This is a genomic window from Nannocystis pusilla (genome assembly GCF_026626665.1).
Classification (GTDB): Bacteria; Myxococcota_A; Polyangia; order Nannocystales; family Nannocystaceae; genus Nannocystis; species Nannocystis pusilla.
Genome location: NZ_JAPNKE010000002.1, coordinates 6324935 through 6341797 on the forward strand (window position 1 = coordinate 6324935; position 16863 = coordinate 6341797).

General features: G+C 70.0%; 11 protein-coding genes and 1 pseudogene. 2 read left to right on the forward strand and 10 right to left on the reverse strand.

Going from position 1 to position 16863, the window contains the following annotated elements; translation table 11 throughout:
- Positions 1 to 1170: 1170 nt before the first annotated feature.
- The 7 genes and pseudogenes from OV079_RS27915 to OV079_RS27945 form a co-directional block, all read right to left on the reverse strand.
- A complete protein-coding gene (locus OV079_RS27915) occupies positions 1171 to 2376 on the reverse strand; it encodes an alpha/beta fold hydrolase (protein ID WP_267771985.1) in 1206 nt (401 codons plus the stop codon).
- Between the two features lie 481 nt (positions 2377 to 2857).
- Entirely contained in the window at positions 2858 to 3760 is a 903-nt protein-coding gene (locus OV079_RS27920; protein ID WP_267771986.1) for a carbon-nitrogen hydrolase family protein, read from the reverse strand.
- Between the two features lie 457 nt (positions 3761 to 4217).
- Positions 4218 to 4814: a class I SAM-dependent methyltransferase gene (locus OV079_RS27925; RefSeq protein WP_267771987.1), complete on the reverse strand. Its 597-nt coding sequence runs from the start codon at positions 4812 to 4814 to the stop codon at positions 4218 to 4220.
- Positions 4815 to 4887: 73 nt separating this feature from the next.
- A complete protein-coding gene (locus OV079_RS56270; RefSeq protein WP_267771988.1) occupies positions 4888 to 6036 on the reverse strand; it encodes a sensor histidine kinase in 1149 nt (382 codons plus the stop codon).
- Positions 5988 to 6272, reverse strand: coding sequence for a hypothetical protein (locus OV079_RS27935; RefSeq protein ID WP_267771989.1), 285 nt, complete (start codon positions 6270 to 6272; stop codon positions 5988 to 5990). The genes OV079_RS56270 and OV079_RS27935 overlap by 49 nt, the downstream gene beginning before the upstream one ends.
- Positions 6269 to 6766, reverse strand: a pseudogene (locus tag OV079_RS27940) (response regulator transcription factor); the annotation flags it as partial. The gene OV079_RS27935 and the pseudogene OV079_RS27940, both read right to left, overlap by 4 nt.
- Before the next feature lie 423 nt (positions 6767 to 7189).
- Entirely contained in the window at positions 7190 to 12970 is a 5781-nt protein-coding gene (locus OV079_RS27945) for an NACHT domain-containing protein (protein WP_267771990.1), read from the reverse strand.
- Positions 12971 to 13790: 820 nt separating this feature from the next.
- On the opposite strand from OV079_RS27945, the gene tnpB reads away from it, so the two are divergent.
- Entirely contained in the window at positions 13791 to 14105 is a 315-nt protein-coding gene (gene tnpB, locus OV079_RS58705) for an IS66 family insertion sequence element accessory protein TnpB (RefSeq protein ID WP_420829431.1), read from the forward strand.
- 27 nt (positions 14106 to 14132) lie between these two features.
- Here the strand turns inward: tnpB and OV079_RS58710 are convergent, their stop codons facing one another.
- A complete protein-coding gene (locus tag OV079_RS58710; protein WP_420829432.1) occupies positions 14133 to 14420 on the reverse strand; it encodes a phytochelatin synthase family protein in 288 nt (95 codons plus the stop codon).
- Between the two features lie 817 nt (positions 14421 to 15237).
- Positions 15238 to 15399, reverse strand: coding sequence for a hypothetical protein (locus OV079_RS27955; protein ID WP_267771994.1), 162 nt, complete (start codon positions 15397 to 15399; stop codon positions 15238 to 15240).
- Positions 15400 to 15540: 141 nt separating this feature from the next.
- Between OV079_RS27955 and OV079_RS27960 the strand changes: the two genes are divergently transcribed.
- Positions 15541 to 16008 carry an energy transducer TonB gene (locus OV079_RS27960; protein ID WP_267771996.1) on the forward strand — a complete coding sequence of 156 codons (468 nt, stop codon included), beginning with the start codon at positions 15541 to 15543 and terminating at the stop codon, positions 16006 to 16008.
- 498 nt (positions 16009 to 16506) lie between these two features.
- On the opposite strand, the gene OV079_RS27965 is transcribed toward OV079_RS27960, so the two are convergent.
- On the reverse strand, positions 16507 to 16812 hold the full coding sequence (locus OV079_RS27965; protein WP_267771997.1) for a hypothetical protein: 306 nt from the start codon (positions 16810 to 16812) through the stop codon (positions 16507 to 16509).
- Between the last annotated feature and the right edge of the window lie 51 nt (positions 16813 to 16863).

The following is a 16863-nucleotide window of genomic DNA, read 5'->3' on the forward strand; positions in this document are numbered from 1 at the left end:
AACCCTCCGCCCCCTCGTCCGCAAGCAGTTCGAACGGGACCTCGTCTAGCTTAGCCGCGGAGGCGTACCGCCCCGTCCCGTCATCCGCGGGAAGCACGAGCTCGAGACGGATCGGCCGTCTCGCGCGTCGCTCGCCGATCGTTCTCCACGCGGCGCCCAGCCCGCTCGGCGAGAACAGACGACCGGCGAGCCGCTGCCCGAAGGCCAGTCCGGCCGCCACGGTGACGAATTCGCCTGGCTCAGGGTTGAGGAAGACGCGCAGGAAGTCGCGCGACTGCGGATCCGAGAAGTCGAGCGTCTCTGTCGAGGTGAGGAACCACCCCGGGTACTGGTGATCGAAGAGCGTCAGATCGAACGCTGACGATCCCGCCGCCTTGCACGGCAGGATCGACACCGTGACACTGTAGGGGTGGGCGCTCGACGCGACGGCGGACTTCACGTCGGCAACGGTCGCACGGCCCGTCGCCTCCGTACATCACCAATCCGAACGCCGTTCCGCGCGGCCGTACTGCGGCCCAGCGGGTTGGATAGTGCGGGCGCCTAGCGGATGCAGTCCATCAGGCTGGTGAGCTCGTCGTGCTGCGCATCGGTGACCGAGCAGGCGCCAACCACCAAGCACCTCCCGCGGCGCTCCCGCCGGCCGGGTCAGCCCGGCGATGGGTTAACGCGGACAGTTGCTCATCGTCGTCGATGGGAAAAGAGATGCCGCCTGTCCTTTGTTCACGTCAAGCGCTCGACCTGGGCCCCCCACTGGGGTGCCCACCGGCGAGCGTGATGGCGCGTGTCGCTCGGGCTTGTCCGTCCACCCCACTCCGCTTGTCTCGTCGGCCCAGCAACCGGCGGCCCGAAAGCTCGGTCGAAAGGGGGGCCTAGAGTGGCTGGGAGGTCTTGTTGCGCGGTCACGCGATCTCCCGGTCGTCTCGAAAATTCGTCTCGATTTTGTCGCGATTTTGGATGGTTCCGGATCTGGCAGCCGCAAACGGGCCCGCAGGGGTACTTAGCGCCTCCTGTACACCACGTCACCAAAATCTTCCACGGACTACTGTCTAAAGCTCCTTCCTGGCCCTGAATCCAGGTCGAAGTGGAACCGGCGTTTCAGGTGCATGGTTTCGACCTCTTGACAGGCGAACCAAAGTTGGCCCGCTCCTCTTCAAGCTGAGTTAGTTGGGATCAGGGCGACGGGCGAGCAGGGCGATCGAGCTGGCGGGGATCGTCGTAGAGGCGCTGGAACGCCGACGAGCCGAAGCCGCCCGTGAGGAACGCGGCCCGCAGCTCGCGGTAGTAGTCCTCGTGTAGCGACAACCGGTGACAGTCCTCGAACAGTGCGAGCCGGGCATTTGGGTACGCCTCGGCGAGCGCTCGGCCGATCGCGGTCGAGAACACGACGTCCTCGGTACCGGAGATGACGAGGACCTCGCCGTCGAAGCCTGCGCGGTCGATCTGGAACTCCTTGGGGGCCATCTCCCGAAACTCGCCGAGGACCTCGGCCGCGAACTCGTACATCAGGTTGATCGTCTCCGGCCGCCCGGGGGCGTACCGTGCGAGATCGTGCCCGGCCAGCTCGTGCCACCGGACTTTGGCAGCGGCTGCCGACGGCGCGCGCATCATGAACTTCATCAGCGCGAGGCTGTACTGCGGCCGAATCCGGTACAGGAGAGCGCTGCACCCATCCTGCAAGAGCTCTCTCTGGGCCTGCCTGGCGTCGGGTCGCGCGCGGGCGAGCTGGTACAAGACGTAGGAGAGGCCGGCCGTGTCGACGTCGCCGTTGCGAAGGCAGGCGCGAAGGAGGGCTGCACCCTCGGGGTGAAATTCGGCGAACGCCGGGGTGAACGTCTCGCCCCTGGACCGCGCGAGGTCCGGCGCCCCGGTCACCTGCAAGATCGTCCGCGTCACGTGCCTGCCGTGCTTGGCGAGGTACTGCTGCGCCAAAACGCCGGCCCCGGAGGCGCCGAAGATCGCTATGCGGCTGTCGGGCGGCAGATCCCCGCTGCGCTCGAGGTCGCGGCGGACGGCCTCGATGTCCTCGACCTGCTGGTCCGAACCGTACAGCGCCATCGCCGTCGCCGGGTCGAGGCTGCCGTCGTCACGGTAGACCTCCGGGAACAACGTCGGAGCATGGCCGCGCACCCCGATCAGGACATAGGAGACCTCCCCGAAGAGCTTGTCGAAGAACGCAAAGTCCGGATGCGTATTGACAAGCTCCATCTGGCCGTCGGTCAGCAGGAAGACGACCGGCGCCCCCCGACGAAATCCGGGGCTCAGGAGATAAAACCCCTTGTAGCTCCCGCGCTCCGGAGCCGTGTGGTCGATCGGCAGCACCAAGTAGCGGTGACGATCATCGGGCGGCATCTCGGGATAGTAGGCGTCGAGCGCCAATCGTGTATCGGGCACCCGGAACAGGCTCCGGAGCTCGAGGTAGCCCCAGAGCCCGCCCAGAGCTGCGATGACAGCGACAGCGATGAGGATCAGCCGACGTCGGCGTTTCTTCGCTCCGGGAACACTCGACCTGCGCATCGGCCTTCTTATGTGCATGGACGGTTCCCGTCGGCACGCTTCTTTGACTGACAGCAGGGCCGGTATGCCGCGAGGACTCTCACATGGCACGGTGGCTGGCTTGACCTGACACGCCGTCGCAGCCATAGCGAGGTCATGAGCCTTGTCGTTTGGGTCTTCCTTGTACACGAGGATGATTCGGTCGAGCGGTTGTCGATGAGTCGCTTCACCCGGTGGTACGTGTTGGTGCGCCGGCACCTCGCCGACTTCCTCGCGCGCCTCGAAGAGAGCGGCAAGTTGTTGTCGGTCGCTGACAAGCTCGAGTGGTACACGCTCGACGGTGGCACGCCGTCTCGGGGCCGCGTCACTTGCCGACGACGGCCACTGCGTAGCCTGGGCCCTTCTCGTGCACGGCCCAGAGCGCTCCCGTGGGGGCGGCGATGAACGCGGTGCCGGGGTACACGTCCTCCCCTTCGGTCCCGGCGCGGTTGGCAGCGAGGATCCAAGCACCGTAGTGGCGCGCCATTGGCCATGTCCCGCGCCAGAGGCTCACCCACGGGACAGCGGAGGTGACCGCGTAGACCAGCAGGTCGACTCCCTCGCTGTGGTAAGAGTCGATCAGCCAGCGGGCGTTCGCATCGGCGCAGATAGCGAGGCCGACACGGAATCCCTCGACCTCGATCACCTGTGCGTTCGGCGCGGCGACGGTGACGCCGTTGCGCACGTCCAGGTCGTGCAGGAGCATCTTGCGGTGGACCGCTTCGATGCCTCCGTTGGGGGCGAGGAGGACGAGTGCGTTCGCTAGCGAGTCGCCGCGGCGCTCAATGAGGCCGACCGCGAGGTACACGCCGAGTTGCCGCGCGAGCGCGCCGAGCGCGTCGGTAGCGGGGCCGGGGATCGGCTCGGCGACCCGCATCTGTGCGCCGTGCGGGTCGGAGGGGTCGTGGTAGAGCCCGAGCGACGCCTCGCCGAAGACGATGAGCCGCACGCTCGGGTGTTCGCGCGAGATCCGCTCCGCCGTCGCAGCGATGGTGTCGAGGTTCGCCCGCTTGTCGGGCTGGGACGGCGACGAGACGACCGCGACCGCCATCCGCCGCGTCCACTGCGTTGAGTCGGGCCGCTCGGCACCGCGCAGCCACTCGGCGAGCCCAATCGTCTGCAAGCCTGCGGGCGGCGGCGCCGCCATCATGCGGAGGGCGACGACGGCGCTGACAGCGATGGTGACAGTGCTGGCGAGGATCAGGCGTGCTCGGCGCATGCAGCGCATTGGTAGATCCTACTTTCCTTTCCGCGCGTGGCGGAGAAGTTGGGCAAGACCCCCTTTCAAACCGTGCGTGCGGATTTCCCGGACCCGGCTTACGGGTGGTCTTTCGGGCCGACGCATTACGCGGCCTCCGGGTACTGCACGGTCCCACGTGCACCGGCTCGCGGGTATATCCGCGTAGTGCGTAACCCAGGCCGATGCGCGGTGCGTTCCACACTGCATTGCCCAGGATGGTCGCGCCGAGGAACGTCGCGGCACGCAGTTCGAGCACGCCGGCGATCAACGGCACGCACAGGCGCACGACGGGCGTGACATGGCCCAGCAGCACCAGCGCGAAACACGTAGAGCACGTACGAAGGAAATACCGGCAGCAGCTTCTCCGCGAACGCCGCGGCGCCGATGCCGACGAGGCCGCTGCCGAGCAGGAGGGCGAGCCATCCGGTCTGCTCCATGGTCGACCTCAGGCGAACGCCGCCACCGAAATGGAGCGGCGGCGATGGATGCGGTACACGGCGGCCGGCGGCAGATTGCGGAGCACCCGGCCCATGCAGATGGCTTCGAGCTGGAGGTGCTCCAGCAACGCCCCGGGCACAGGGCAGGTCAGGCCGTATGTGAATTGGTACAGCGCGCCGTCGCCACACAGGCTCGAGAATGCGCCGGAGAGGATATGCCTGCGGCTGTCATGCGTGAGATTCAATAGCGGCAGCCCGCTGACGATCGCGCCCGCGGCGAAGCGTTCCGCCTGCGCCCACTCGCCGAAGCGCTCCGCCTCCATGGTCAGCACGTGGGCACGAGGAAAGCGCCGTCGCAGGCAGGTGGCGAATTCCTCGTCGCGTTCGATCAGCACCAGGTTGGCTTCGCGCACGCCGCGTGACAGCAGGGCACGAGTGAAGGCGCCCGTGCCCGCGCCGAACTCCGCGACGCGCCCGCTGCGGCCGTGGACATGGCGGGTGATGAGGTCGGCCAACGCGCGTCCGGAAGGAACGATGGCGCCGATGTGGCGCGGGTCGGCCAGCCAGCGGTGGAAGAAGCGCAAGATGTCTCGGGCGATCGCCATGAGGCTCCGTGAAGTGAAGGGCACGGGCCATTTTCCGCACGAGCATGGCGGCAACATGGCGTGGCGCCGAGTCTCACGCGCGCGGCGGGAGATGAGGAGTCATGGCAGTCGGCGGGAACGCGATGCGGAAGCAGGCGCCGCCGCCGGTTTCGTCGCGTACGGTGATACGCGCGCTGTGGAGCTGCACGATCTCACGCGCCAGGTGCAGGCCGAGGCCGGTGCCGCCGGTCTGCGCGCGCAGGCGATGAAAGGGCTCGAAGATGCGCTCGCGCTCCTCCGCCGGTATTCCTTCGCCCTGGTCGGCCACTTCCAGCGTGCGAGGGGCCAGCACGCGCAGTGTGATCGTTCCGCGGCGTCCGCCGTGCTGGATGGCGTTCTGCACCAGGTTCGCCAGGGCGCGCTCGAGCGCGGCGTGATCGCCGTCCACCACCATCGCGTCGACGCCTTCGTCTTCCAGCGAGAGGCCGTAGCCGGCGGCGATGGCCAGCGGCGCGAGGTCGGCGGCCACACGGCGAGCAAGGGCGGCGAGGTCCACCGGCGCGAACGCGATGTCCTTCTGGCGCAGGCGCTGCGCATCCAGCATCTGCTCGGCGAGGTTGGCCAGGCGCGCCACATCCTCCAGCAGCTGCGTGCGGTGAGCGCCATCCGGCAGACCTTCCAGCCGGACCTGCAGGATCGCGATGGGAGTGCGCAGCTCATGGGCGGCGTCCAGGAGAAAGCGCTGCTGGCGGACGTAACCCTCGTCCAGGCGGCACAGCGCGGCGTTGACTGCATCCACCAGCGGTGCCGCCTCGGCCGGCACGTGCGCCACGGGCAGGCGCACGCCACGCTGCTCCACGTCGATGCGCATGGCGTCAGCAGCGGCGCGGTCAAGACCGCGCATGGTCCGGCGTACCACCAGTGGCGTCGCCACCAGGGTGGCGAGGGCCATCAGCAGCACGCCCGGTAACCAGACCGTGGCCAGCGTGAGCAACGCCAACCTGGCGAGTTGGTCCGCGAGCACCGTCCCGCCCGGTCCTGTCATGATCTGCACCGTGCCGGCGGCGGTGTCCATGCGCTTCACGCGAGCGGTGGGGCGCGGGGGATCGCCGAGGTTCCAGCCCAGGCGCGCCTGTCCGATGCTGTCGAGGGCATCGCCGATGCGCGCGTATTCAGGTGGAACATCGCCCTCCGTCAGCCAATGTCCCTGCGCGTCGTGGACGGTGAACCAGAGGCCTGGCACGTCGGCGCGCAGCGCGGTGAACGCGGGCGTGGAGCGAAGGACGATGCTCCGTCGGGCGCGCGTGCGATCGACTCGCGCACTATGTCCAGCACGCGATCTTCCGATTCGAGCGCCATTATCGGTCCGCCACTCAGCCACGACAGCCCCAGCAACGACAGCCAGAAGATGGCGAGCAGAGCGGCCTGCAGCGCGACCAGCCGCCGCACCAGCCGCCAGCGCAACGAGCCGCTGCTCATGCGATCGCCTCGCGCAGCAGGTAGCCGACACCCCGGATGGCGTGGATCTCCACGCCGGCCGGCGCCAACTTGCCGCGCAGGCGCGAGACATGGGTATCCAGCGCGTTGGGCTGCACGGTGTCGTCGAAGCCGTACACCGCCTCTTCCAGCGCGCCGCGCAGCACCGTGCGGCCCTTGCGCCGCAGCAGCGTTTCCAGAACCAGCAGTTCGCGCCGCGGCAACAGGAGCGGCGCGTCGTCGATGCTGGCCTCGCGATGGAGCAGGTCGAAGCGCAGGCGGCCGACCCGCACCGTATCCGCGGCGAGCCGACCGGGACGGCGCAGCACAGCGCGCAGACGGGCCAGCACTTCCTCCACCGCGAACGGCTTGGCGAGGTAGTCGTCGGCGCCCTGGTTCAGGCCGGCCAGGCGGTCTTCCAGCTCTCCGCGCGCAGTGAGCACGATCACCGGAATGTCGATGCCGCGCGCGCGCAATGTCGGCAGTAAGGCCAGACCCGTCCAGGGGGCGGTACTTTGTCTCGACGGTCGCCGGGCCCGCGGCCCGAGGGCTTGGTCCGGAGGGAGTCCCCTGCGTGCTCTCAAGGCCGTATGCGCGACCGTGCGATCCCCTCGTCGTCTCGAAAATTCGTCCCGATTTCGTCGCGATCTGGGCATCTTTCGATACAACCCCTCGAATTCGGGCCCGTAGACGGGTCTAGCTGCGGTTGTACACCACATCACCAAGTTCGAATAACTGAACATTGTTCCCAGACCACCTGGAGGCCAACAAGGGCGCAAGTGGAACCGAGCGGTTCCACACCTGGCGCGCGCGGAGAATGCCTTGCTCGTTGAGGCCGAACTGCGGTCGAGGGCCGGCTGGGCGTTCGTGACGTCTTCGCCCGACACGACGCGGCGCGATCTGACGGTCCCGGAGGTTAGCTACTCCTTCGCCCGCTCCGCCTCCGCCCGCAGCAGCGCCTCCCAGTCCGGGAGCACGGCCTCGGACAGCGCGCCCATCTCGACGGCCCGCCTGACCGCCTCGTCGTGGTGTTTGCGCGACAGCAGCGCGCGGGCGGCGTCGAACCGGAGCGTCTGCGGAGCCGCTCCGAGCCCGGCGACGTGATCCGTCAGACCCTGATCGGCCAGGAACGCGCGCAGCGAGCTCTCGTCCGGGAAACCGACAGCGAGCAATCGATCGAGGTGGCCGAGCAACGAAGCGGGCGCGCCGTCGCCGATCCTCCGCCGCGAGCGCTCTTCGCGTTCGAGCAGCGCCTCGACCGGCAGCTGTCGTCGCAGCCACAGCCGCGCGAGCCGCTGTCCCGGCCGATCGGTCGCCCGAACATCGACGAGCGCGCGGATCTCCGCGACCTCGGTGTCGCTGCAATCACCGCGGCCGGCTCGCTCCCACAGCGCCGTCCAGCGCTCCGGCGCGACGTCGATCGACCTCGCCATCGCCGCCGGGATCTCCACCAGGACGCCGCGCTCGAGCGCGACCAGCGTGTCTCGCAGCGGCGGCGACGCCTCTCGCACCGTCCGCGACAGCGCCAGCAGCCCCGCCGCCAGGGCGTCCAGGGTCGACGCGTTGCCCAGCGCCGCGCGCACCGCGGGATGTTCGTGCGACTCGCGGCGCCAGCTCCAGTCATCGTCGTCGGACAGCTTGAACTCCGACCACCACCCGCCCAGCACCGACGACGGCGGCGCGCCCGGTCGCGCTCCCCGGCACAGCGCGTACAGCAGCTGGTCCTCGTTGAATTGGTGCACGCCGGTCCGCGCGAGCCGATCGAGCGTCGCGCAGGTCGCTAGCGCCGGCGAGATCGCATACAACAACCACAGCGCCCGGCCGTCGCGCTCCCACGTGGCGATCCGCGCCAGCGCGGGCGCCAGCCGCGGGTCCGCCGGATCGCGGCGAAACAGCACGAGCGCCGCCGCGTGCCAGTCGTGGTCGTCCGCGCCCGCGTGCTCGAGCGCCCACCACAGCCGATCCTCTCCCGCCGGATCGGACATGTGCATCAGCAACGCGGCCGCCCCGGTGGATCGCGGGCTCAGCAGACGCAGCGCCGCGAGCCCCTCCGCGCGGTCGAGCAGCCACAGGTCGCTCGCGGCCTGCAACGCGTCGCGCTCGTCCGGGTGGGCCGCGGCGGCGCGCAGCAGCGGCACCGTCAGCTCGCGCTCGTGCTCCGCCTCGTCCGCCGTGTGCCACAGCGCCGCGAGCCGCAGCGCCTCGTCCGGAGTCTGCCAGCGCTGCGCCGCCGGCCGCCGTCGCCGCCGAAACTGCTCCACCCGCTCGGGCCGGTGCAGCAGCGCGTACGCCCGACCGCACGCCGGCTGCCCGGCGCAGCGACCCACCTCGATCAGCCGATCGACGAGCGCCTCGCCTGTCTCGCCGTACTGCGCCAGCGCCAGCGCCGCCCGTCCGCGCGCGGCCGGCTCCGCCCCGTCCAGCTCGCGCGACCATCCCAGGCGCACCTCGTCCGGGACCGCCTCCTCGCCCTTGATGAACGACGCGAAGCCGACGTCCGGCCCCAACGCCTCATCGTACAGCCAGCGCGACCACCGATCCGCCAGCGCCGCGAGCACCGGCGTCGACAGGGCCGACGCGCGGCGCAGCCAGCGGGCTATCCGGCTCAGCTCGTGCACAGGCCGCGACGCGATCTTCTCGATGACCTCCGCCTCGATCGTCGCGCAGGAGCGCGGCTGGTGCTCCGCGCACCAGTACGCGAGCGCGTCGTCCCACCAGCACTCGCGCAGCCCCTCGGGCGCGAGCAACAATCGTCGCAGTGCCGGAACCACGTAGTCGTCCTCGAGCTCGACCAGGGCCGCGACCGCCATCCGGCGCAGGCCCTTCAGTCTACGATCGACGATCGTCACCGAGATCAGCCCGCGCGCCGCGGCGGACACCAGCAAATAGATATCGTCGTACTTGCCGAACGCGTCCCCGTCGTCCCCGTCGTCCCCGGGCCGCTCGAGGATCCGGCGCGCCGCCGTCCGCAGCGGCTCCGACTCGCCGAAGTGACGCCACAGCAGCAACCCGGCACGGATCGCCGCCAGCAGATCGTCGTCGGCGGCGCACGGTCGCAGCGCCGCGGCGATTTCGCCGAGCCCGAGCCCGAACCACCGCTGCGCGAACGACTCGCGCTGCTCGGGCTCGCAGCGGATCGCTAGCCACCGGCCGGCCTCCTCGACGCGCCACGCCGACGTCGGCGCCTGCAACAGGCGCGCCCGCACGGCCGGCGAGACGTCCAGTGGCAGACCGTACCACTGCGCGCACCGCACCGCGTCGTGCAGCGCGTCGAGCTCGTCGCTCTCGAGGTCCTCACGCAGCAGCGCCACGAGCCCTGCCTCGGCCGCCTCGCGCAGGGTCGCCGGCTCGGGCTCTCGGCGTTCGCGCTGCAGGATCTCGCGCAGCGCAGCGCGCACCCCCTCGCTCGCCCCGGCGGCCCTCGCCGCCTCGACGACCGCCGCGACCCGCTCCGGCGCGTCCATCCAGCTCGCCAGCAGCGCCGTCGCTACCTCCGATCGTTCGCCGGCTCGCAGCCGCGACAGCGCCAGCTCGCGCGTGTCCGGGTGCTGCGCGAGCCACTGCAGCATCTCGCGGGCCATGCTCCGCCACGCCCACGAATAGCGCGCGATCGAGCACGGCGCAGCGAGGTACGTCGCGAGCATCGCCCTGGTCGGCGGGTGGCGTCCGACGAACGGCCGCAGCCATCCGGCGAGCACCAGCTCGATCCCCGCGACGAGCACCGCCTCGCGCAGCTCCGGCTCGACCGGATCGAGCGCCTGGAAGGCGACCCACACCTGCCGCACGTCGTCCGCTCGCAGGGCCGCGACCAGCGGCACCTCGCACAGCGAGCGCTCGGCCGGGTCCTTCCACAGCACGCTCGCCGCGAGCACGCGCTGCAGCGCCTGCTCGCTCGTCAGCGCCGCGCGGAGCACGGCGCGCTCATCCGGGCCGAGCGGTGACGGGAGCTTCTCGCATACGCGCCACGCCGCCCGCGCGATCGCGTCGAGCGGCCCGTGCTCCGCGCCCGCCCACGGATCGCTCCCCGCGAACGGATCGTCTTGTTTCGCAGTCGACTCGCCGCTGCTCGCGAACCCGCGAACCCACGCCGCGACCAGAATCGTCCGCTCGCTCGTGGTCCACTCGCTCCACGTGCGACCGAGGCAATACGCGGACATCACCGCGACCTCCGTCTCGTCGCTGACGGCCCCCTCGAACAGGCACGGCGCGAATTCCCCGACCAGCGCGCCTCGCTGGCGAAACGCCGCCTCCCAGATCACCGCGGCGCAGGTCCACCGCGACGTGAAGTCACCCGCCCGATCGCAGCAGCGAGCCGCCAGCGCCGCCAGTCCGTCCTGCTCGCTCGTAGCCAGCCGCCGCAGCGCCTCGTGGAACGTGCAGCTTATGTCCCGGAAGATAGATTCGCGGCGCGCCAGGATCTCGCGCGCCTCCGGGAGCAGCCCGCGAGCCCGGGCGCCGGTGAGCGCGAGGAACACCACCGCGACGGCGGCATCCCGCGCGCCTGGCTCATTGAGCATGTCCTGAAGGACATCTACGACTGCATCTCGCCGCGCCTCGTCCGCGCCGGCCAGCGCCTCCGCGAGCCAGCGCCGGCACGGTTCGCTCGCCCGCGCCACCCCGGCGAGCGCCGCGCGCGACGCCCTCCGGTACGACGAGTCGCGCGGACGACCGTCGAGCAGCGTCGCCAGCACGTCCTCGCCGTCGTCGCCGAGCAGCGCCAGCACGACCGCCGCGGCGAGGCCGACCTGCTGCTCCTCCCGCGTCGGCGGCGCGGCCATCAGCGCGCGGAGCTGCGCCCGCCGTCTCGCACGCAGCTCCGGCGGCGCCGACGGCTCGTCCAGCGCCAGTGGTTCGTCGGGCGCCTGCTCGCGGCGCGTCGCGACCCACCGGCACACCTCCGGATCCGCGACTCCTGCGCGCAGCAGCCCGAGCGCCGCCCACAGCTTCCCCGCGTCGTGCCGTCCCGCCATCACTCGCATGCACAGCGCCTGCGCCTCCGGCGAGTCCACGGTCATCCGCGCGATCCATCGCATCATCGCCTCGAACACGTGCGCTGGCAGCAGCGGCGTTCCGGCGCTCGGCAGCGCGAGCAGCCGACGCGCCTCCTGCGGCGCCGGCGTGAATTCCGGCTCCACCTGCGCGAGCGTGGCCAGCATCTCCGCGTGCTCCCACGACGGCGCGCGCTCGACCAGATCGAGCACCCTGCCGAGGACGCGCGAGAACCCCTGCGCGTCGAGGCGATGCCCGTCGCGCACGCAGTCGACCGCGACGCCGATCGGTTCGCCGAACAGGCGCGTCCACGGTCCGCCGGCCTCGCCGTCGAGCAGCGTCGCCAGCATGCGCGAGGCCAGCGTCGGATCGCCCGCGACCGTCCGCGTCCACGCGACCGCCATGCGCACGATCTCTCGCCCCTGCGTCGACCCGGTCGGCCCAACGATCGCCTCCGGCCGGACCCGCGCTGCGCGAGCGAGCGCCGTCGCCGCCAGATACTCGCCGAGGCTCGCGTGCCAGAAGCGCAGCCGCTCCGGCCCCTCGGGCACCAGCAGCCCGACCTGTTCGATCAGCGTCTTGACGACGTCGCGAGCGTAGAGCTCCCCGGGCTCGCCGCCGCCGAGGCGCCGCGCCAGCGCCCGCTCCCACTGCCCGCGGTGCACCGCTCCACCGAGCTCACCCTCCTCGTAGAAGCCCAGCGCGACGGTCGCCAGCGCGCGCAGCATCGCGTCCGGATCGATCGGGCTCCCGGTCAGCCGCTGCAGCGCGTCCGCCGGGCGGCGCGTCCGGTTCCACGCCGTCACGAGCGTGTCGATCACGTTCTCGTACAGGTAGACCCGCTCCGTCGGCAGGCTGCGCCCCGCGTCCTCGCTCGCCAGCGCGATCACCAGCAGCAGCGGGTGCCGCAGCACCGCGAGCGCCTCCGGCCTGGCCGCGAAGCGCTGCAACCACGCCTGCGCGCGCCGGCTCGCCTCCGCCGGTCCGCGCCCGCACGCGAGCTCGCGACGACTGACGTAGTCGAACAGTTCCTCGCGGCCGAACGGCTGCACCGCGTGGGCCGCGAACCCTGACAGCGCGAGCGCGCCGTGGGTCCGCGTCGTCACCCAGCAGACCCCGCCGACGCGCCGGGCCCACTTCTCGATCGAGCTCCCCGCCTTGCCGCGGATCCCCTCGTCGGCGATCTCGTCGAGCCCGTCGAGGCAGACCAGCCCTCGACCCGCGCGCACGGCCGCGAGCACCTCGCTCGCGGTCGTCGCGTCGTGATCCTCGACGAGCAGGTCCTCGATCCACCGCTCGAGCTCGCCCGGGCTGCCGCGCGTCGGACGGAAGCTCGACAGCGACAGCAGCACCGGCACCAGCTCGCCGGGCAGCTCCGGCGCGTCCTTCTGGCGCGTGCGCCCGCCGGCGATCCGCTGCAGCAGCGCCGAGCTCTCGTCCGCGTACGCGAGGCATAGGCAGCGCAGCAGCGTCGTCTTGCCCGCTCCCGGGTCGCCCTGCACGACCGCGCGACGAGCCGCGGCCAGCACGTCGCCGACGGCGCGCGGCTTGCCCTCGCGCCGCGGATCGACCAGCCGCGGCAACACCATCGTCGCCGCGAGCCCGAGCGAGATCGCGGCCGGGTCCGCCGCGAGGCCCGGGATCATCCGCAGATCGATCCTGCCCAGCTCCTCGGCGAGCTGTCGGCGGTAGTGCTCCAGTGCGGCGGTCAACGTGGCTCCTTGGCGATTGAAGCCGATCCGGCGCGCGGGTGACAAGCCGCCAGTCGCCGCAGTTATCCGGGGCAGTCGCACCGAGTTCGCTCGGTTCCGGCCAGGGTCTTGGCCAGACTGCTGGTCGCCGCACGCGGACTTTCGCTCGGCGCCACCAATCCGAAAGACCGCCAGGCAACTCCTTGAGATCCTCACTGGCGCCCCCAACCCGTCCCCGGGCGCGCAGACCGACGTGCTCGAGACCAGCTGGCGGCTGGCTCTCATGTGCCAACACTTGCACTGCAACATACCGGGGCAGGACGACACCGCGAGGTCAGAAGGGCAGCGACCGCAGACCAGGTGCCACGGTGTCATGGTAAGGTCGCTCGCCTCCCATGTCCGAACGTCCAAAGAAGCCGTCCTTGCGAGAGCATCGAACTGCGCTGGCGTAAGCACCCGACGCGTCCCATCTTCCTGATAGACAGAAGACGCGGGCAGGGTGTGAGCATGATGGAACAGACCCGACCGTGGCGAGAGCAGGAGCAGGCGAGGACACTCGAAGCGGGGCGCGAGCTGATGCGCCGGTGGCGTGAGAGCGGGCAGAGTGCCCAAGAGTTTTGCCGGGAGCACGGAATCCGAGCCAGCGTCTGGGGTACTGGAGGTCGCGGCTCGGCGAGAACGGGGTGAAGGAAGCGGGGCCGCAGTTCGTGGCGGTGAGGGTGAGGGAGGCGGCGTCGGAGGCGGCGATCCAGGTCGTACTGAGGAGCGGACGGCTCGTGCGGGTGCATGGGGCGGTTGACAGCGAGACGGTGCGCGCGGTGATCGAGGCGGCGGAGGCGGCATGCTGACGCTGCCGCCGAGCGTGCGGATCTACTTCGCGGCGGAGCCGGTGCGGATGCAGTGCAGCTACGACGGCCTGGCGAACGCGGCGCGGGAGGTGCTGGCACAGGACCCACTGTCGGGGCACCTCTTCGTCTTCTTTAACCGGGCGCGAACCCAGGTCAAGGCGCCGACCGCGGCGCCGTGCCGACCGCCGCGGACCTCGCCGACCTGTACAGGGCCCTCGGCATCAGTCCTCCTCCTCGATCCTCCCGCTCCCGTCGTCGCACCGTCCCTCAAACCCCGCTTCGATCGCGGTCCAAGATCACGTGGATAACGCGACCCGACACACGGGCCGTGCCAACTAAATAAGCGGCACGTAGAGCCCCTCTGCGAGGCCAAGGGCGGCATTTCGCCAAGAAGGGTTGGCATGCGCGGTTGGGGCGTCGAGCGTGATGCCCCGCTCGCGCACGCTGGGCAGCGGCAGGCAGCTGTCGAGCAGTTCCTCGCTGAACCACCGCCAGGGTCCTTTCCACAGCCGCGCAGGATCGACGCCGAGCGCGTTGAGAGCGACGACCAGCGAGCCGAGCCCGCAGAACGCCGGATCGGTCTGCGTGTGGAACTGTTCGATGAGCTGGAAAAACGCCTCCATGCCGCCGGTCGCGCCGGCCTCGCACGCGACCCGCCGGCGAAGCGAAGGGGACGAGCTCGGCGGGAAGCGGACGGCGGTAGAGGCTCTGCACGCCGAGAAGACTACCGCGCCGGCGGCTCGAGCTGACGTGGCCCGCTCCGGCGGCCCCCGGGCTTGTGCCCGCGGACGCCCGAGTGGCCGCACGCGGGCCCCGCAACGCAGCCAGCGAGAGCTGGTGTGAGCGCGATGCGACCCGTTGCCGCGAATCTCGTGCGGGCACATGGTTACCGCCTGTGCTTGCGACCGGCGGCCCGAACGGCCGCCTCGACATCCCGCGGGAGTTCTGCGAGCACAGCCGCGGTGTGCAGCCAGGTCGCGTCGACACGCCCGGGGTGTGCGACGTACCCTCCCGAAAGAGGGTAGCAGCACCACATGCACGTGTTGTATGCTTCGCCGTCGCCGAGGTGGAGGCCGGAGTTGATCGAGGTGGCCCGGCAGAGCGGGCAGTCGACTGTCAGATTTTTCACGGAAACCCCTTGCAAGTGGCCGTAGGCCGGGTTACAATGTGGATTGTGAATTTCCTTGACAGCGATGCGGCCGGCAGCTACCCTCTCCGCCAGGCTTCTGGCCCTGGTCGAAGCGGAATGGCGGAGAGGGTAGCTGCCGGCCGCATCGCTAGTCCGATCTGAACAAAAAGCCAGATTGGGTGGTCACTGGCACATCAGCATTGTCGTAATCGCGGGCAGTACGGACGAGTACGTAGCGTGCGGCGGCATGTTGAAGGATTTAGTCCCGGCCAGCGGGTGACGTTCTCGTTCGGCTCGACGGACTGCTCTCGCTACAGCTCGAGCGAACCGCCGACATGCTCGGCCCCGTCGCTGGCCCCTTGCTCGCGCTCGGTCTGCTCGCGCTTGGCCTGGCCGTGCCGGCGATGCGCGGCTCCGGCGTCTGCGTCGCCGTGCAGTTGCTCCCGCGCCATCGCCAACGCGATCGGCGACATGATCTCAAGACTCTACGTCGGCCTGCTGCTCAGCGCGCGACGACCGACACTCGCATCCGGCCTCGCGGCGGGTTCGGTACCGCGGGTGTGTGTTGAGACGGTAGCGCGCGGCGCCGGCGGCTCGCTGATAGGATGGCGTCAATGAGGTCCTTGCGGAGCCACCTGTTCACGATGATAGCGGTCGCCTCGGCCTGCGCCCCCGCGCGCCACGCGAGCACGGAGCGGCCTGCGGCCGCGAGCCCGCCGCCGCCGTCGCCGCCCGCCGAGCCGCTGCCGATCGAGCCGGCGCCGGTCGCCAGCGCGCCCGCCGAGTCGATCGCGCCCGAGGAGGCGCAGTTGAACGCGCTCTACTCGCCGCAGCCGGATCAACGGCGGCTGGCCGAAGCACGTGTGCCGGAGGACAGAGAGGCCCGCGTCGTCCTGGCGTACTGCGTCACGACCAGCGGCAAGACCGAGGCGATCGAGGTCCAGGAGCTGGGGCCGAATTCCGAGCGATTCGTGGCGGCCTGCCGCCACGCGGTCGAGCGCTGGCGGTTCAAGCCGTTCATGCGCGAGGGGAAGGCCGCTCGCGTGTGCACGCACGCGCGGTTCAACCTCAAGTTCCTGTGAGCGGGCGGCCTGGGCGCGGGCAGTTCGCTGCCGGACGATGTCCCAAAGGACATATCCTCAAGTGCGAGACTATTAAGTGCTCGCGGAGCTGCTCCTGAGCGGCGCGCTTCTTGGCGATGACCCGCGAGATCTCGCTCGTCTCCGCCGAATGCGGCAGGCCCACGAGCTTGCTGCTCTCAAATACGGCGACGAGCTTTTGGTGCCATTCGCGTGCAAAGGCCGCGGATGTTGCCCCTCGTGCGCGCTGTTCCACAAGATCTACGACCGGCTCGCCGGCGACGTGTCGCCGGGTCCAGCAGGCGCAGCGCGACCTCGTCCGCAAGCCGGTCGGCGGCCGCAAGTGCATCGACTTCGACGAGCCCGGGGTGCTCGCCGGGGGACGACCAGTCGCTCCCCAAGCTTCAGATCGCCGTGCTCTCCATCGCCGCGGGCGCGGCCAGGCCCTTCGGCGTGCCCTTCGACTTCGACCCGCCCGCAAGGAACAACGACCACATTTCGTCATGCGTTGGGATTTGCCATTGCTCGCTCAAACCCTGCCCACATTTCAATATCACCGTGGTGGTCGGACGCAAACGTTTTTTCGAGATACCGACAGAATGCGGTACGCGCAGCTTCACTGGCGAGAACGAGAGTGTGGCCGGAGTTTGATTTGACTAGCATCTGCCCTGCGTTGGTTCTCTCGAAGGAATAAACGCTGCTTTCACGCTCCTGAACTGTGCGGTAGAGATCCTCGATCTCCTCATAATCATCGCGGCCGAGATTCTGCCATGTGATGAACTCGTCAAAGTCTGTCGTGCTGGGCATAATGTGCGTGTTCCGCAGACAAGATAGCCTTGTCAACAACGGCAGTAAAGC

Bases quoted from the DNA above. Each gene is read 5' to 3' on its own strand.
- OV079_RS58710 (WP_420829432.1), bottom strand. From the start codon at position 14,420: ATGGAGGCGTTTTTCCAGCTCATCGAACAGTTCCACACGCAGACCGAT.
- OV079_RS27955 (WP_267771994.1), bottom strand. From the start codon at position 15,399: ATGTCGCCGATCGCGTTGGCGATGGCGCGGGAGCAACTGCACGGCGAC.
- OV079_RS27965 (WP_267771997.1), bottom strand. From the start codon at position 16,812: ATGCCCAGCACGACAGACTTTGACGAGTTCATCACATGGCAGAATCTC.
- OV079_RS27920 (WP_267771986.1), bottom strand. From the start codon at position 3,760: ATGCGCTGCATGCGCCGAGCACGCCTGATCCTCGCCAGCACTGTCACC.
- OV079_RS27960 (WP_267771996.1), top strand. From the start codon at position 15,541: ATGAGGTCCTTGCGGAGCCACCTGTTCACGATGATAGCGGTCGCCTCG.
- OV079_RS27935 (WP_267771989.1), bottom strand. From the start codon at position 6,272: ATGAGCAGCGGCTCGTTGCGCTGGCGGCTGGTGCGGCGGCTGGTCGCG.
- OV079_RS27925 (WP_267771987.1), bottom strand. From the start codon at position 4,814: ATGGCGATCGCCCGAGACATCTTGCGCTTCTTCCACCGCTGGCTGGCC.
- tnpB (WP_420829431.1), top strand. From the start codon at position 13,791: ATGCTGACGCTGCCGCCGAGCGTGCGGATCTACTTCGCGGCGGAGCCG.